The organism is Bradyrhizobium lablabi (assembly GCF_900141755.1).
GTDB lineage: Bacteria > Pseudomonadota > Alphaproteobacteria > Rhizobiales > Xanthobacteraceae > Bradyrhizobium > Bradyrhizobium lablabi_A.
Genome location: NZ_LT670844.1, coordinates 825,965 through 842,590 on the forward strand (window position 1 = coordinate 825,965; position 16,626 = coordinate 842,590).

Here is a 16,626-nt window from a genome sequence, read left to right on the forward strand (position 1 = left end):
CCTTTAAGCGAATAGCCGGTCGGTGAACGCGAAGGCGCGAACGATTTCCGGCGATATGGTTCGGCAAACGTCATCCGGCGCGGCCGGCGGGGCGCGATGACGGATCAGCGTTACCGGTCCCGAGAGCGAAGGGCGGGCAGGATTGAGCGGATGCGCGCAATTCGACAACACGAGGATGACGTTCATTTCCGCACGAAGATCGACAAAATCACCCGGCCGCTTGCGGTCGGCGTTCCAGAGAAAGCGGCCGTTTGCATCGACCGAGACCGGTGCAAAAAACGAAACGCAGGGCGGGATGTCACGCAGGCCAAGGCCTACCTTGGCGGCGGCTGCGAGAAAATTCTCATGCGTGTTGCGCGACGCGACCCCGAACGCGGCGAGCGCGGAAGCCGGCGTCGAACCGCCGACGATGGTATCGTGTGCGCCGCTGGTATCCTCGACCAGCGACACGAATACGCGTCCCATGTCTGAGAGGATCACGCGCCCTTTCGAAAGCGCGGCACTCCATTGCACTTTGACTGTGTCGGCGCAGTTGATGCGCTCGGAAGTGTCTTCTTCGCGCCAGCCGATCATCGCGACGCTGGACGTGCCGGACATATCGATGATGCGCAGCGCCTCGCCGCGGCGCAGCCGCATGGTCGTGTACCAATCGGCGGGAACTTCTTCGCTGCCGATGACTGTCTCTTTCGCAATCGGTATCGAATTCAGGGCGGTTGGCTCCGGGAGCCCTTTCGGTCTGGCTTCCTGTCCGGCTGCACGAAGCTGTTCGTAGCGGCGGCGGTTAGCTTCCGAGATTTCTCGCTTTTTTGCTTCTGCCGAGATCATGTTCGTTGCTCCCTGCGTCTCACGTGATGGTAAAGTGCGCCTCGACTGGCCTTCCGGCTTTGCCGTTGATTGGCAGGATGTCCTGCGGACAGGCGGAGAACGCGATGACCAGGTCCATCTCGGCCCGCAGGCGAACATAGCCGCCGGGCACCGGCCGCGGCGGCGCCGCGAAACCAAGCGTGCCATCCTCCGACCAGGGAATGTTCATGAACAGATTGAGCGGGCTCGGCACTTCCTCGGGCTTGAGGCCGAGCTCGGCCATGCCGGCAAAGAGATTATCCGTGCAATTATCGTGATAGCCCTCGACGCCGAGGAAAGCGTAGCGATAGCGGTCGCAGGCTGCGATCAGCGTGTCGTGAACGCCCCCTGACGTATCGTCGATCAGCGTCAGAATCGGGCGGCGCTTGTTGGTTCGCAAGATATCGCCGGGCCTCGGAACCATATGCAGGCTGTGGGCGCGCGTATGCTCGTTCGACATGAATTCGGTGAGATCGGTGCGGTTGAACGCCCAGGTATCGACGACCTGCTCGCCATGGGTGTTGATGACAGTCACCATCTGCCCGGCCGAGACAAAGGCGGCCTTGCCGCGCCGCGCTGGAATTTCGATAAGAGAGCTTGTCATGTCAGCGTCTCACGGCCTGAAGGCAATCATGTCGATCTCGACAATTCCACCGCGCGCCAGCGCCGTCACACCCACCGTGGTTCGGGCCGGACGCCTGCCGTCAATAAAATAGCCCGAGAAGATTTCATTCATCTTCGCATAGTCGCGGTTGAAGTCGGTCAGGAAAATCCGCGCGCAAACGACATTGGCGAACGTCATCCCGCACCCCCTGAGCACACGGGCGAGGTTATCCATCACCTTCAACGTCTGCGTCTCGATGCCCTGCGGAATTGGAAGAGCATCGTCGTCCGGATCGGTCGCGAGCTGTCCCGTCACGAAAACGAATGGCCCGCATTCGACGGCATGGCTGTATGGCGTGACCGGCTTCGGGGCATCGGGCAAAAGGTGGAATATCGGCTCCATGATGGACCTCCCGTGATTTTTTTCAGCGCCTACCATTGGCAGTGTCACCCGCATAACGCTGCAGAAACTGGCGCGCGCGTTCTGTCTCCGGATCGGAGAAGAACCGATCCGGCGATCCCGTTTCCACGACCCGCCCGCGATCAAGAAACAGAACCCGCGTCGCCGCCTCGCGCGCGAATCCCATTTCATGGGTCACGATCACCATCGTCATGCCTTCGCGGGCAAGGTCGCGCATCACCACCAGCACTTCACCGACAAGCTCCGGATCGAGCGCACTGGTCGGTTCGTCGAACAGCAGAAGATCCGGGCGCATGGCGAGCGCGCGCGCGATGCCGACGCGCTGCTTCTGGCCGCCCGACAGCTTTGCCGGAAATGCATCCCGCTTCTCGAGCAGCCCGACCTTGGAGAGCAACGCCAGCGCCTCGTCGCGGACCTCGGCTTTGGGCCGCTTCTGCACCTGGACCGGTGCTTCCATCAGATTTTGCAGCACCGTGAGGTGCGGCCACAATGCAAAATGCTGAAATACCATGCCGATACGCGTTCTGATCTTCGACAGGTCGCGGTCGCCCATGACGATTCCGGCGCCGTTGATGCCGACTTGCTCGCCATTCAGGTAGATTTGTCCGGCGTCCGGCCGCTCCAGCCAATTGATACAGCGCAGCAATGTCGATTTGCCCGAGCCTGATGGTCCGAGGACGCAGATCGTCTCGCCCTTGTCGACCTTGAAGCTGACGTCGCAGAGCACTTCGACGTCGCCAAACCGCTTCGACACCCCGGCGACATCGAGAACCTTGCTGGATTGCGCCATCGCCCGCCTATCGCCGTGCTTCGGCTACGCGGCCGATCGAACTTACGCCTGCCTCGATCACGAGGCAGAGGCCCCAATACAGAAACACCGCCGTAATAAAGGCCGCAAACGGAACGTAGTGCCGCGACTGGATCGAGCTCGCGGCATGGGTCAGTTCCGGCAACGCGATGATGGTCAGGAAGGCGCTGTCCTTGATGATCTGGATCATCTGATTGCCGATCACGGGACCCGCCGACAGCAACAGCGGCGGCAGAATGATGCGGCGGAACAGCCGCAACTCCGGAAAACCAAATGCGACGCCTGCCTCGATCGGCTCCCGCGGCTGCGCCGCCCACGCCCCGCGCAGGATTTCGGCCATGTAGGCGGCGTTATAGATCGTCAGGGCGGCAAGCCCCGAGGTCCAGTTATCCAGCCTGACGCCAAACGATGGGAAACCGTAGTAAACGATGTAGGCAAACAACAGAAAAGGCACGCATCGCATGCCGTCGACGAAGGTGCGCGCCGTCCACGAGACGAGTGGTTGTTTTGACATCAGCGCGGGCGTCAAAATCGAGCCCAACAACAGCGCTGCGACGGCCGAAAGCGTGGACAGGATCGTGGTGTTGGCCAGCCCACTGAGAAGCAGCGAGCGCTCGCTCCAGACGATGCCGAAATCATGTATCATGCGGCGGCCTCGACGGCGAGCTGACGCCGCTCAATCCAGCGCTGCAGCGAAACCAGCGCAAAGACGATCGGCGCGTAAAGCGCGATCGCTACCAGAAACGGCGGCAACGGCTCATAGGTCTCCGAGCCAATCCTCACCGCAGCGCGGGTGATGTCGACGACGCCGACCACCGCCAGCACCGGCGTGACCTTGATCAGCAACGACATCTCATTGACGAGGCCGGGAAGGCTGACGCGGACGATCTGCGGCAGGACGATCCGGCGAAAGCGCTGCCCCGCACGCATCCCGACCGATTGCGCCGCCTCATACTGGTCCTTCGGGAAACCCATCAGTGCGGACCGCCATACTTCGCAGTTGAAGGCCGAGGTGTTCATGACCAGCGCGAGAATCGCGGCCGAGATCGGATTGATCGGCACCCCGATATTGGGGAGTGCGAAAAACAACAGCAACAATAGCGTGACCAGCGGTGTCGCGCGCAGCACGCTGACATAGAGCACCACGATACGAGCAACGATCGGAACATTTGCCCAACGAATCAACGCGAGGCCAAGTCCGATCGGCAACCCGATCAGGATACCGACAAGCGACAGCGACACCGTCACGACGGCGCCCCCGAAAATGGCCGCGATATCGGCACCGCTCATGACAGATCATCGCTGTCGGGTGAATACCTTCAGAATTCCGGCTCGAACGAAACCGGCAGATCCGGGAACGCCTCGCCGAACCATTTCTTCTGGAGCTCGGCAAACCTGCCGTTGGCCTTCTCCTTGGCGATGAACTCGTTCAGGAAGGCCAGCAACTCGGTGTTGTCCTTTGCCACGGCCCAGGCCGGAAACGATTTTCCGGAGACCGCCTGGCCTACTTCGAACACGGCCGGTTTTTCGGCCACCAGCGTCTTCAGATTGATGATGGTATTGACGACATAATCGACGCGGCCCAGTGCGAGGTCCTGATAGGCCTCGGGATAGGACGTGTACTCGACGATCTTGCCGAGCTTTCCGCCTTCTTTCTCCAGCATGGTGTTGAGTTCGGGGAGACGGGCAAGCAGCGCGCTGCCGGCCTGAACGCCGACGATCTTTCCGTTAAGATCCTTGATCGAGGAAATCGACTTGTCGTCCTTCCGTTTGACATAATAATGCGTCGCATCGGCAATCGGGCTCGTGAAATCAAGCGATTTTTTGCGCTCTTTGGTAATGATCGCTGCGGTAATCGCGACGTCGTATTTGCCGGTGCTAACGCCGGCCAGGATGCCGGTCCAGGGCAAGATCTCCTGCTTGATCTCGAACGGCGCGAATTTGCGCAAATCTTCGATCAGCTCATTGTCAAAACCTGTCGGCTTGCCATCCTTAACAAATTCGAAGGGACGGAAATCGTCCTCGGTCGCAACGATGAGGCCGCGCTTCTTGATCTCATCGAGGCCCGCGGCCTTGGCGTTTCCGATCAGCATCGGCATGGCGAACAGCGCCGCCAGCGCGCCGAGCATCAGGCGTCTTGACGGGGAATTGGAGCGGAGGAACGAATAGTTTGTCATGCGGACTCTCCCTTTGTGATGGCATGTCATGGCCTGCGAATAGATTTGGCCTGCAAACAGAGTTTTGACGTCGCGTTTGCAACAGGTCCTTTCAATCGAAGCTGAATCCGTGTGAACGCAGATAGGGCGGGAATGCCGCGCCCTCGGCTTTGGCGGCCTGCCGCGCCTTGTCTTCCGACCAGCCATAGAAGGACGCTTCGCCAAACTCGGCGTTGGAGCGCTGTTGTTCTCTGGGGATGGCGTGGCGCGCATTGCGGCGCCGATCGTAATCATCGATGGCTTGCGGAAGTGCTGCGTCATCATAGCGGTTGAGATGCGTGGTCGCGCGACGCGGCAGCCGCAAGCTGACATAGCCTTCCGTGCGCGGGTAGCCGAGACATAGTCCGGCAATGGGAAACACCAGATCAGGCAATCCCAAAATGCTCGCGACCTTGTCGATCTCGTTGCGGATGACGCTGATGGGACAAACGCCCAGACCAGCGGACTCCGCGCACAGGATCATGGTTTGCATCGCCAGCGCGGCGTCGACGGTAGCGTTGAAGAAACCTTCCAGTGTGCCGTTTTTGACCGGCTTGGCGCGCAATTCGCCGATCCGTTGCAATCGTCTGGCGTCTCCCAGGAAGACAAAGAAGACCGGCGAAACGCCGATCCATGGCATGCTCTGAAACAGCGCGCCGATCGCCGCACGTTTTGCGGGATCGACAACGCGCAAGATCGACGCTTGCTGAAAATCAGATTTGGCCGATGTGCTCAAGGCGGCGGCGACCAGCAGATCAAGTAAGGCTTCGCTCGGGACTGCATCGGCGTATTGGCGCACCGTCTTCCGCGACAGGACGCGCCGGATGAAGTCGCTGTCTTCGACGTCATTCGCCGACGGCCCGCCGTCGCCAAAACGACGCTCGATCGCCTCTGCATAGGCCGACATCAATGCGAACCCCGAACGGTTGCGCCGCGCGCAACCGGCAAGGCATCGACGATCATTGCGGGTGTTTGGAAATTTGAGACGTTCATTTGCCAACTCCACTGAAGGCTCAAAAGTTCGGGAATTGGCATGGACCCGAGCGATACCAATTCCTGGCCACTGAGGTCTCCCGGGATTTTGTCCCGCCGTGCCCTGCGCGGATTTCTCCCGCTCAGGCGGCGGCTCTTGGACCAGCCATCAAAGGTGATGCGGAACCCTAGCCACCAACTCAATGACCAAAGCTTCAGCAAAGGACATGCCAGACCAGCCCACCAGCATTATCGTAGGCTTGTGCCTCTCGACTTCGCACCCGTTGAACCCGAGGTTTTGCCCAAGCGCTTAGGGATTGCGGACAAAAAGCCCTTTCGGCTTGAGCATTTGTCGATTGGAAAAATGCGAAGTATACTTCGCAATGGCGCCAGTTTTCGCGACGTGGGCGTTCATCGTCTGTCTGCAGCTGCCGTTTTTGAGGCACGCGTTGCACAGATTGTAATCGCCGGGCCGCCCGTCCGATCCGCCGTTCAATCGGGAGCCGCCCTCGCCTCGTCCTGATCGGAACTCGCAGCCACAATGCGCTGCATCATGGCAATGAACCGCTTTTGATCCGCCTTGCTCAGATCCGCCACGGTCTCAAGGTGCGCGGCGCGCGCCGCGCCCTCTATGCGCCGCAGCAGTGCCGCGCCTTTCTTGGTGAGCCGGCAAATCTGCGCCCGGCGATCCCGGTGGTGGATCGTACGTTCGACAAACTTGCGTAGTTGCAAGCGCTTAAGCGCCCCGGTGGTGGTGGTGCGGTCGAGCGCGACATCCGCCGCAAGCGTCGTCTGGTCGGCGGTTCCACGCTTTGCGAGCGCGGAGAGCAGGCTATACTGCAGCGGGGTGATCTCGAAAGCTGCGCACCTCTTCTGGAACAGGGCGACGTGGATCTGATGCAGCCGCCGTATCAGGAAGCCGGGGCGCTGCTCGAGCGGCCAGGCGGCTTCGGCTTTTCGCGGGCGTGTTCTGGCCATCGATCACTCCCGGGGCGCGGGCGACGCGCCGCCGTTCTGCATGAATTTGATGCTGTCTATGGCACGAATGTTGCTGTATGAAAATATGACGAAAATACGAAGCATACTTCGCAATTGCCTCGTAGCTAAGAAATTCGCGGCTAAAGCACGCCGGCGATCGGGAGAGGAGATCGGTCATGTCTGTAAGCACCACATTTGACCTGCTTCTGCGCGGAGGTCGCGTGATCGATCCGGCATCAGGCATTGATGGGATGAAGGACGTCGCCGTCCGCAACGGCAAGGTCGCCGCGGTTCAGGCGGACATTTTGCCGACCAGCGCCAAGGAGATTGTCGACGTCACGGGCCAGATCGTATTGCCGGGGCTGATCGATACCCACGCCCATATCTATCAGTATGTAACCGGACGCTTCGGCGTCAATGCAGACATGGTGGGCGTCCAATCCGGGGTGACTACGCTGGTCGATCAGGGCGGTCCGTCCTGCATGACCTTGCCGGGTTTTAGGCATTTCATTGCCGAGAAGGCGCAGTCGCGAACCTATGCTTTTCTATCGGCCTATCTCGTCGGCGGTTTGGAAGGGCATTATTACCCCAATCTCTACAGTCCCGACGGCGTCGATATCGATGCGACCGTGAAAGCGGCGACCGCCAATCGCGATCTCGTTCGCGGCATCAAGGCGCATGCCGAGATCGGCGGCTTTGCGCGCTGGGGCATCCGCGTCATCGAGATGGCGGCCGAGATCGGACGCCGCGCCGACCTTCCGGTCTATGTGCACTTCGGACAGCTTTGGGGCCTGCCGGAAAGCGGCACCAACGGCGAAGATGTCGACACGATCCTGACGCGGGTAATTCCGCTGCTTCGCTCCGGCGATGTTTTGGCCCACCCGTTCACGCGTCATCCCGGCGGCTTCGTCAATCGCGAAGGCGAAGTGCATCCCGTGATCCAGGCCGCCCTCGATCGGGGCTTGCGGGTCGACGTTGGCCACGGCAGTCACTTCTCGTACCGTCTGGCGCGCAAGGCCATTGCTGCCGGCATCATTCCGACCACCTTGGGAGCCGATATCCACGGCTACAACACCCATGTGCCGGCGCCGGCAGGCACGCCTGATGAGCATGCCGATGACGAAAACCATCCCTTCGCAAGTCAGGCGAAGTTCAGCCTGGTCCAGGCGATGAGTTCGATGATGGCGCTCGGTCTCACGCTGGAACAAGTGGTGCCGATGGTCACTTCGCACGCGGCTGAAATGCTGGGTCTTTCGGGCACCATCGGAACGTTGCGCCACGGCGTCGATGCCGACGTCACCGTGCTCGCCCAAAAACCCGGCCGTTACATTTTGCGGGATAACGAGAAGACGGAAGTGGTTGCGGACCACCTGTTGCAGCCGGCGTTTTGCTTGCGCGCGGGCGTGCGTCACAATGCCGTCGCTCCTATCCTGCCGCAAGCCGTGGCAGCCTAGCGCACGCAGCGATCTCGAGTGGAGACGGCGGTGAATGTCTCACGCTGAAAGCGAGCCTCCCTCGAGCGCGGCAGCCGGCACCGGACAAGGGATCGGGGCACGGCTATCGCGCAAGGAAGATGATCGCTTCATGCGCGGACGCGGCCAGTATGTCGCCGATATCCGGCTCGCCGGTCTCAAGGATGTCGCCTTCGTCCGCAGCCCGCTGGCCCATGCGCGGATCAGGGCCGTCCACGTGCCTGAACGCTTTCGCGACGTCGTATTCACAGCCGCAGATTTGGCGGGAGTAAAACCGATCCGCGCAGTGTCCGGCCTGCCCGGTTTCAAGATCTCGGAGCAACCTGTTCTGGCGACCGATAAAGTGCGTCACGTCGGCGAACTCGTTGCCATGTGCGTAGCGCCGACCCGGGCGGAAGCCGAGGATATCGCGGCCTCGGTGACGCTCGACCTCGAAGAGCTCCCTGCCGTCTACCATATGCTCAAAGCGAGGCAAGCGGGGACGGCGCTGGTCCACGAGCATTGGGGCGACAACGTCTTTCTCGAAAGCGCCTTCGAGGTCGATATCCAGCCTGCCTTCGATGCCCCCATCAAAGTGACGCGCGAAATATCGACCGCGCGCCAATGCATGTCCCCGCTGGAGGGACGCGGCGTGGTCGCGAGCTTCGACCACCGCCTCGACCAGCTCACGCTCTATACGGGCGCCCAGATGCCGCACATCGTACGCAACGGCCTGTCCGATTGTCTCGGCATGGAGCAGGGCCGAATCCGTATTGTATCGCCCGATATCGGCGGAGGGTTCGGCCACAAGGGAATCCTGCTGCCGGAAGAGGTCTGCCTTGGCTGGCTTGCCATGCGCAAAGGCCACGCGGTGCGCTGGATCGAGGACCGGCGCGAACATCTGACCGCGAGCGCCAATTGCCGCGAGCACCACTACAAGATATCAGTCTATGCCGATCGCGACGGTAGCTTGAGGGGGATCGACTGCGAGGCGACCGTCGATTCCGGCGCATACTCGTCCTATCCGTTCTCCGCCTGCCTCGAGGCCGCGCAGGTGGCGAGCATCCTGCCCGGTCCCTACCGGATGCCGGCCTATCGCTGCAAGACCTTCTCGGTAGCGACCAATAAATGTCCGATCCTGCCCTATCGCGGCGTTGCCCGCACCGGTGTCTGTTTTGCGCTGGAAATCATGCTGGATGCGGTAGCCACAGAATGCGGGATCGAACCTGGCGAAGTCCGGTTGCGCAATCTGGTGAAGCCCGATGAAATGCCGTTCGACAACATCACAAAAAAACATTTCGACAGCGGCGATTATCCGCAAGCCATGCACCGCGCGCTTACGGCGATCGATGTCGCGGCGGTGCGGGCCCGTCAGCGCGCGAAAGAACCGGATGGGCGGCTGATCGGCACTGGCCTCTCGATCTATTGCGAGCAGGCCGCCCATGGCACCTCGGTCTATGCCGGTTGGGGCATTCCAATGGTGCCGGGGCACGAGCAGGCCAATGCGCGCATGACGCCGGATGGCGGGCTCGAAATCCGGGTCGGCGTGCACTCGCATGGTCAGGGTCTTGAGACCACGCTCGCCCAAATCGCCTATGAAATTCTCGGCATCGACACGGCAAGAGTGCGTGTCGTGCATGGCGATACCGCGATCACGCCTTATTCGACCGGCACCTGGGGTTCGCGTTCGATGGTGATGGCCGGCGGCGCGGTTGCAACCGCCTGCATCGAGATCGGCGAACGCGCCAAGCGTATCGGCGCCAAGCTTCTGCAACTCGATCCGGCGATGGTGACATTGCGCGACGGCCGTGTGTGCGGACCGAACAGCAGCATCGGCCTCACTGAGGTCGCCCATACCTGGTACCGGCGCCCGCAGGATCTGCCGGGAGATGTCGATCCTGCAGGGCTGGAATCGACCAGCGGCTACAAACCGCAGCGCGACAGCGGCACCTTTAGCTACGCCGCCCACGCCGTTACCGTTGCGGTCGATCCCGATCTCGGTGAAGTCGAAATCCTCGACTACGTCATCGTCGAGGATGGCGGCGTGCTGGTCAATCCAATGATCGTCGACGGCCAGATCTTTGGCGGCCTTGCGCAGGGGATCGGCACCGCACTCTATGAAGAAATGCCGTTCGATGCCGCCGGACAACCGCTCGCGACCACGCTTGCCGACTATCTGCTTCCGGGTCCGACCGAAGTTCCGGAGCCGCGTCTCGATCACATGGAGACGCCCTCGCCCTACACCCTGTTCGGCGTCAAGGGCATCGGCGAAGGCGGCGCCATCGCGCCGCCGGCCGCTATCGCCAACGCCGTGAACGATGCGCTGCGTCCGCTCGGGGTCGAACTCCTGCATTCGCCGATTTCGCCACGCCGTGTCGTCGAGGCGATCCTGGCGGCACGTGACGCGCAAAGATCAGCCGCATGAAGGCGGCAGCGTTCGCCTACGAACGCCCCTCCGATTTGAAGACGGCGCTTGCCTTGACGGCCGACACGAATGGCTCGAGCAAGATCATTGCCGGTGGCCAGTCGCTTGGCCCGATGCTCAATCTGCGGCTGGTCGAGCCGGATCTGATCATCGATATCGCGGGGCTATCCGAGTTGAAGCACGCGGAACGCAGCGGCAATGAGCTCGTCATCGGCGCTTGCGTCACACATGGCGACATCGAGGATGGGCGAATACCCGACGTTACCCGCGGCGCCATGCAGCGGGTTGCAAGCGCCATCGCCTACAGAGCGGTCCGTAATCGCGGCACGATCGCAGGATCGCTCTGTCACGCCGATCCCGCCGCAGACTGGGTTTCGGCGCTGGCGGCGCTTGGTGCAAAGGTCACGCTGCGCAGCCTTGTTGGAACGCGCGATCTCGCCATCGAAGACTTCGTGACGGGAGCGCTCGAATCCGCGCTGGTGCCTGGCGAAATCGTCGAAGCCGTCCGCGTGCCCGTGATAACGCCGTCGGCACGCTGGGGCTATGGCAAGGCCTGCCGCAAGCCGGGCGAATTCGCTCACGCCATCGCCGCGGTGCTGATCGATCCGGAAAAGGCGAGCGCACGCGTGGTCATCGGCGCCGTGGAGGCAGCCCCGATCGTTCTTGGCGACGCGGCTGAGCTTTTTGGCGGACGGGTTACCGGCGACTTCAAGCGGCAATTCGATGCGCTTGTGGCCGATGCGATCCTGCTGAAGGCAGGCATCGTGAATGCCACTGACCGGCACATTCATGTCGCCGTGCTGCGCCGGGCAATCAACGAGGCTGCCGCGTGACCATGATCGCGCTCACCGTAAACGCCCGCGACGTCAAGGCTTCCGTGGAGCCGCGCACCCATCTCGCCGATTTCTTGCGCGAAAGTCTCAATCTGACCGGCACGCACCTCGGCTGCGAGCACGGCGTGTGCGGAGCGTGCACGCTGTTGCTCGACGATGTGCCGGCGCGTTCCTGCATTACTTACGCGGCCGCCTGCGATGGCGCGCGCGTTACCACCATCGAAGGCCTCGATGATGACGAAATCACCACTGAGCTGCGTGCGGCCTTTAAGCGCGAGCATGCCCTGCAATGCGGGTATTGCACGCCGGGGATGTTGATCTCGGCGCGCGATCTCGTGCTTCGCCTGCCCGCCTCCGACGAACGCAGCGTGCGTGTCGGATTGAGCGGCAATCTCTGCCGCTGCACCGGATATGTCGGTATTGTACGGGCGGTCCGCGCCGTGATCGACGACAGGCGCAAACGAGGGATAAAGCCGGTCCCCGGTGGGGGACGCAGCGCCCTCGGCCCGGTGGGATCCGGTTACGGCGCGACCGCTTCCACCTCAAATATTGGAACCGCGCCGACGGCAAGGACCGAGCCGCAGCATGAAGTCAACGACGCGATGGTCGTTGCGGACTTCACGCCCGAAAAGGTTTTTAAGGATCATTTCACGGTCGGTTATCCGCCCGAGCGGGTCTTCGACATGTTCGGCGATGTCGCACGCCTTGCCGCCTGCCTTCCCGGTGCGTCGCTCACCGGCCTGCCGACCCCGGAGCGCGCGGAGGGCCTGATCCGCGTCAAACTCGGTCCGATCTCAGCGAATTTCCGTGGCGCCGCGCGGATCGAGCGCGATCCCAGGAATTTGTCCGGCCGGATCGTCGGCATGGGCAGCGATCAGCGCAGCCGGTCTTCCACGCAAGGCGAGATCCGCTACCAACTCGTACCAACAGAGCAAGGCGCTGCGACGCGCGTCGAGCTGTCGGTCGGCTACACCTTGCGGGGAATGCTGGCGCAGATCGCCCGTGAGGCATTGGTGCGCGATCTTGCATCCCGGCTGACCGCCGAGTTTGCGGGCAACCTCGAACGGCATCTCTCGGGCGCTGGGCCAAATGGAGCGGCGGAGGGAGCCCAAGACCTGAATGCCGCCGCTCTGCTGATGGGGTTTTTGCGCGAACGTGCGCGCAAGGCCCTTCAGTACATCTTGGGTCGATAGCAAAGGTATGACTGGTACGATTCTTGCTCAGTTCACGCCGGAAACGATCTTTTTAGTGGGGGAAGCGTCATGACGGATTCCGAACTACGTGCCGACATCCACAGCATCGAGCCCATTCCTGATGCCGACCGGGACTCGACCGGGCTGCAGCAGATGTGGATTTGGGCAGGAGCCAACATCGCCCCGGTCAACTGGGCGCTCGGCGCGCTCGGTATCATTCTCAAGCTTGGCTTGTGGGAGACCATCGCGGTCATCGTCGTGGGCAACCTTGTCGGCTGCGCGATCTTTGCCGCCTTCACGGTGATGGGCCACAAGACCGGCGTCAATCAGATGGTGCTGAGCCGCTCGGCGTTCGGACGCCGCGGAGCCTATCTGCCGAGCCTATTGATGTTCCTGATGACGCTCGGCTGGATCGGGGTGAATACCTACTTCCCGGTCAAGATCGCGATGGCCATTCTCGCCCAGTTTGGCGTCCCCGACAATTTGGTGACGACCTTCATCGTCATCACCGTCATCATGGTGCTGCAGGTCGGGATCGGCATCTACGGCTTCTACGCGATCCGCACCTTCGAGAAGTACACTGTGCCGGTGACCGTGGCCATCATGGTGCTGATGAGCGTCCTCGCCTGGAGCCGGCCGGGGGTGGTCAATTGGAACCTCACCAGCACCCTTCCGCCCGGCGCTCATCTGGCGATGCTGACGCTATTGATGTCTGCGATCGGGGTCGGCTGGGGAATTTCCTGGGTGACGTGGGCGTCGGACTATTCGCGCTTCGTGCCCCGCAACGTCTCTTCCAAATCCGTCTTCTGGTATAGCTATATCGGAATGTTCGTGCCGACGGTGTGGCTCGCCATCCTCGGCGCGACCATCGCCAGCGTCACGCTCGATACCGACCCGGCCAAGATGGTCAGCGCCGTGTTCGGCGGCCTATCGAGCATCCTTGTGCTGCTATTGGTGCTGCACGGCCCGATCGCGACCAATATCCTGAACGTGTATTCGGCGACGCTGGCGGCGCTTAGCATGGGCGTCCGCCTGTCGCGGACCGCGCTGGCGCTGATCGTAGGTATCGCCGGCTATCTCGTCACGATCTACTTCATCTTCGCGCCTTCGTTCGCCAAGGCATTCGACAACTGGATGATCAGCCTGTTGCTGTGGATGAGTCCTTGGGCAGGCGTCGTGATGGCCGACTTCTTCATCAAGCGGCAGGGCCAGATCGATGTCGCCGAACTCTACCGGTCGCCGGAAACAAGCGCCTATGGCGATATCAATTGGGGCGGCATCATCGCGTTTTTGGCAGGCCTCGTCGCCGGCTGGGCGTTTCAGGACGGCCTCGTTCCGGCGCTCCAGGGTCCGCTCTCCGGGCTTTTGGGCGGGGCGGACCTCAGCTGGTTGTTCGGGATCGTCGTCGCCGGCGCCGTGTATCTGGCTCTCAGCCGGCGCGCTGTCAGCGCGCCCTCGATTGTCACAACAGGTTGAGTGACGCGCGCTGGAATGAATCGCAGCCTATTCAGGCGATCTGCTGCCTGGGTTGCTCTTCCTCGTTGTGACTGTGGAGCAAGTCGAGCAGGCGCTTGCGCATGATCATTCCCGGCCGGTCCGAGGGCATGTGCTTTTCGATCTTGCGGCCCATGTCCACGATGGCATCGGGATCGGTGGATTCCAGCATATCGCGATCTTCGGCGATGATTGCGGCGTCCCAATCGATCAATTCCTGCGTGGAGCAGTCGGCCTCGGTATCGTTGCGAAAGAGAATCTGAACGACCTGAATCTGGCCGTCGGACACCGGCGTCGCGCAATTGAAAATGATATGCCGGATGCCTGACGGATACTCCATGTCGAGCCGCCGGCAGAACGGCATGAACCATTTGTTGCGCTGATGTCTCTTCGTCGTGGGATCGGTCGTTCCGGTGATCCTGGCGGCGTTGGGCGGGTTCCTGATGGTGATGATTGTTTCAGCATCGAATCCGTAATCGGTTTCGACGATTTCGTATTTTTCGGGCTTTGGTTGATTGATGTCGCCAAACGTCCCTTTGTGCACGAAGGCAAAATGGGCGTTGTCGAAGGAATTTTCCATCAACCGAAGCGCGGCCGTATTCCACTTGTCGTAGAATTGGTGGATGCGGCGGTAACCGGCGGTGCGGTCTTCGGGAATGTCGGGAATGTCGCTTAAGGGTTCATCGAGCGCGACCCAGACGTAACCATAACGGGTCTGGGCGTGAAACGAGCGCGCCTTGGCCTCGGGTATCGGCTGCTCGAATGGAAATTGCGGAATCATGACGAGCTTGCCGTCGCGGTCATATTCCCAGCCGTGATAGCCGCAAACGATGTTGCCGTCTTTGCACCAGCCCTTCGACAGCTTGGCGGTGCGATGGCAGCAGCGATCTTCCAGCGCCGCAGGCTCGCCCTTCCCGTCAAGGAACAGCACGATCGGTTCACCGAGCAGCGTGAACGGCCGCGGGCCGTCTTTGAGGTGATCGACCGGCATCACCGCGTACCAGAAGCGGCGAAGCACGGGTTGCTTTGTATTCAGCATGATGTTCTCTCCGGTGTCTAAGCAGCCAGCTGCGCGACGACGCGAGCCGCGTCGGATCTCAGTCTTTCAATGTCCAGGCCGGGTATGGCGTTATTTTCCACGACGATCCGTCCGCCGATCAGCAAATAGCGGACGCTGGCCGAGCCCGCGCAAGTCACCGGCGCAATCAAGGGATCGTGCATGCCGAAATGCCGCGGCTGATTCAGATTGAAGATGGCGATGTCGGCCTGTTGCCCCGGCGCCAGTGTGCCGATCTGCGGCAGTCCCAGCACGCGCGCGCCTCCCGCGGTCGCCCAGTGCACGACGTCCTCAGCCGTCACAGCATCGGCGCCTTTGACAGCCCGATGGGTATGCCAGCAGCTGTGCATTTCGCTGATCATGTCGGCGGCCTCGTTCGATGCCGCGCCATCCACGCCAAGCGACACCGCGCCGCCGAGGCGCGCCATCGCGTCCGCAGGAGCGACACCAGAGCCGAGGCGGCAATTGGACTGCGGGCAGTGCGCCATGCCGGTTCCGGTGCTTGCTAGAATTTGCACTTCGTTGGAATCGAGATGGACGAGATGCGCGAACCACACATCCGGTCCAAGCCAATCATGCTCGGCGAGCCATTCGACCGGCCGCTTGCCGTGCACCGACAGGCAAAAATCGACATACTCGGAGGATTCCGACAAATGGCTGTGCAATCGCAGCTTCATCCTTCGCGCCGCTGCGATCGCTTCCTTCAGTTCGCCCGGATCGATCGACCAGGTCGGCGTCGTCGGCGCCAGCACAACCTGGGAAAGGCTGCCCGGCGAGGTATCGTGAAAGCGCTGGGCGCAAGCTTCGACGGATTTGAGCATGTGGTCGAGCTTCTCGATGGGCATCGGAACGAACTCGTCGGTGTCGAAGTGACGCCCCTTGGTGGCGCCGCCGCGACAGAACACCAAGCGCATGCCTAGGCTGCGGGCGACTTCGAAAATCACCTGCGCGGGATCAAACCTGAAACTGTCGCTGAAAAGGTAGTGGTGATCGGCGACCGTCGTCGTGCCCGACAGCAGCATTTCCGAGAGCGCAATCCGGGCAGCAACCGCCAGCGCCTCCTCGTCGATCTTCGACCAAAACGTATAGGGCACCGAGCGCAGCCAGCCGGCGAGCGGCAGGTTGATGCCGGAGCGCACGCCCTTCATCACGCTCTGGAACAGATGATGATGGGTCGATATCAGGCCGGGATAGACCACGCAGCCGCTGGCATCGAGCCGGCGCTCCCCCGGCTGCGCCTGCAGCGCGCCGATTTCGACGATGACGCCATCGCGAATGCGGATCGCACCGCTGGTCCGCATCGCCGCGCCGGGAAGTCCAGTGAAAATCCCGGTCGCATTCTCGATCAGCATG

Annotated in this window: 16 protein-coding genes and 1 riboswitch; of the genes, 5 read left to right on the forward strand and 11 right to left on the reverse strand. The window is 61.7% G+C overall.

Annotated elements, in window-relative coordinates; translation table 11 throughout:
- Positions 1–3: 3 nt before the first annotated feature.
- From B5526_RS03970 to B5526_RS04015, 9 genes are all read right to left on the reverse strand, one after another.
- The gene (locus tag B5526_RS03970; protein WP_079537024.1) at positions 4–825 is read right to left on the reverse strand and encodes an urea amidolyase associated protein UAAP1; all 822 of its coding nucleotides are present in this window, start codon (positions 823–825) and stop codon (positions 4–6) included.
- A 19-nt stretch (positions 826–844) separates the two neighbouring features.
- Entirely contained in the window at positions 845–1,447 is a 603-nt protein-coding gene (locus tag B5526_RS03975) for a DUF1989 domain-containing protein (RefSeq protein ID WP_079537025.1), read from the reverse strand.
- A 9-nt stretch (positions 1,448–1,456) separates the two neighbouring features.
- The gene (locus tag B5526_RS03980; protein ID WP_079537026.1) at positions 1,457–1,849 is read right to left on the reverse strand and encodes a RidA family protein; all 393 of its coding nucleotides are present in this window, start codon (positions 1,847–1,849) and stop codon (positions 1,457–1,459) included.
- A 22-nt stretch (positions 1,850–1,871) separates the two neighbouring features.
- On the reverse strand, positions 1,872–2,657 hold the full coding sequence (locus tag B5526_RS03985; protein WP_079537027.1) for an amino acid ABC transporter ATP-binding protein: 786 nt from the start codon (positions 2,655–2,657) through the stop codon (positions 1,872–1,874).
- 7 nt (positions 2,658–2,664) lie between these two features.
- Positions 2,665–3,321 (reverse strand): amino acid ABC transporter permease, encoded by a 657-nt coding sequence (locus tag B5526_RS03990; protein WP_079537028.1) that lies wholly within the window; start codon positions 3,319–3,321, stop codon positions 2,665–2,667.
- Complete coding sequence (locus B5526_RS03995) at positions 3,318–3,965, reverse strand: amino acid ABC transporter permease (RefSeq protein ID WP_079537029.1); 648 nt, start codon at positions 3,963–3,965, stop codon at positions 3,318–3,320. The genes B5526_RS03990 and B5526_RS03995 overlap by 4 nt, the downstream gene beginning before the upstream one ends.
- Before the next feature lie 29 nt (positions 3,966–3,994).
- Entirely contained in the window at positions 3,995–4,852 is an 858-nt protein-coding gene (locus B5526_RS04000; RefSeq protein WP_079537030.1) for a transporter substrate-binding domain-containing protein, read from the reverse strand.
- Between the two features lie 91 nt (positions 4,853–4,943).
- Positions 4,944–5,777 carry a nitroreductase family protein gene (locus B5526_RS04005; protein ID WP_079537031.1) on the reverse strand — a complete coding sequence of 278 codons (834 nt, stop codon included), beginning with the start codon at positions 5,775–5,777 and terminating at the stop codon, positions 4,944–4,946.
- A gap of 161 nt (positions 5,778–5,938) precedes the next feature.
- A riboswitch (guanidine-I (ykkC/yxkD leader) is annotated at positions 5,939–6,045 on the reverse strand.
- A gap of 289 nt (positions 6,046–6,334) precedes the next feature.
- On the reverse strand, positions 6,335–6,820 hold the full coding sequence (locus tag B5526_RS04015; RefSeq protein ID WP_079537033.1) for a MarR family winged helix-turn-helix transcriptional regulator: 486 nt from the start codon (positions 6,818–6,820) through the stop codon (positions 6,335–6,337).
- 176 nt (positions 6,821–6,996) lie between these two features.
- Between B5526_RS04015 and B5526_RS04020 the strand changes: the two genes are divergently transcribed.
- From B5526_RS04020 to B5526_RS04040, 5 genes are all read left to right on the forward strand, one after another.
- Positions 6,997–8,274, forward strand: coding sequence for an amidohydrolase/deacetylase family metallohydrolase (locus B5526_RS04020; protein ID WP_079537034.1), 1,278 nt, complete (start codon positions 6,997–6,999; stop codon positions 8,272–8,274).
- A gap of 34 nt (positions 8,275–8,308) precedes the next feature.
- The gene (locus tag B5526_RS04025) at positions 8,309–10,696 is read left to right on the forward strand and encodes a xanthine dehydrogenase family protein molybdopterin-binding subunit (protein ID WP_079537035.1); all 2,388 of its coding nucleotides are present in this window, start codon (positions 8,309–8,311) and stop codon (positions 10,694–10,696) included.
- A complete protein-coding gene (locus B5526_RS04030; RefSeq protein ID WP_079537036.1) occupies positions 10,693–11,529 on the forward strand; it encodes an FAD binding domain-containing protein in 837 nt (278 codons plus the stop codon). The genes B5526_RS04025 and B5526_RS04030 overlap by 4 nt, the downstream gene beginning before the upstream one ends.
- The gene (locus tag B5526_RS04035; protein WP_154071117.1) at positions 11,526–12,722 is read left to right on the forward strand and encodes a xanthine dehydrogenase family Fe-S subunit; all 1,197 of its coding nucleotides are present in this window, start codon (positions 11,526–11,528) and stop codon (positions 12,720–12,722) included. Before B5526_RS04030 ends, B5526_RS04035 begins: the two co-directional genes overlap by 4 nt.
- A 69-nt stretch (positions 12,723–12,791) precedes the next feature.
- Entirely contained in the window at positions 12,792–14,198 is a 1,407-nt protein-coding gene (locus B5526_RS04040; protein ID WP_079537038.1) for a purine-cytosine permease family protein, read from the forward strand.
- Between the two features lie 31 nt (positions 14,199–14,229).
- On the opposite strand, the gene B5526_RS04045 is transcribed toward B5526_RS04040, so the two are convergent.
- Both B5526_RS04045 and B5526_RS04050 read right to left on the reverse strand, forming a co-directional pair.
- Entirely contained in the window at positions 14,230–15,255 is a 1,026-nt protein-coding gene (locus B5526_RS04045) for an aromatic ring-hydroxylating oxygenase subunit alpha (protein ID WP_079537039.1), read from the reverse strand.
- Between the two features lie 17 nt (positions 15,256–15,272).
- Positions 15,273–16,625 (reverse strand): amidohydrolase family protein, encoded by a 1,353-nt coding sequence (locus B5526_RS04050; RefSeq protein WP_079544678.1) that lies wholly within the window; start codon positions 16,623–16,625, stop codon positions 15,273–15,275.
- Position 16,626: the final 1 nt, after the last annotated feature.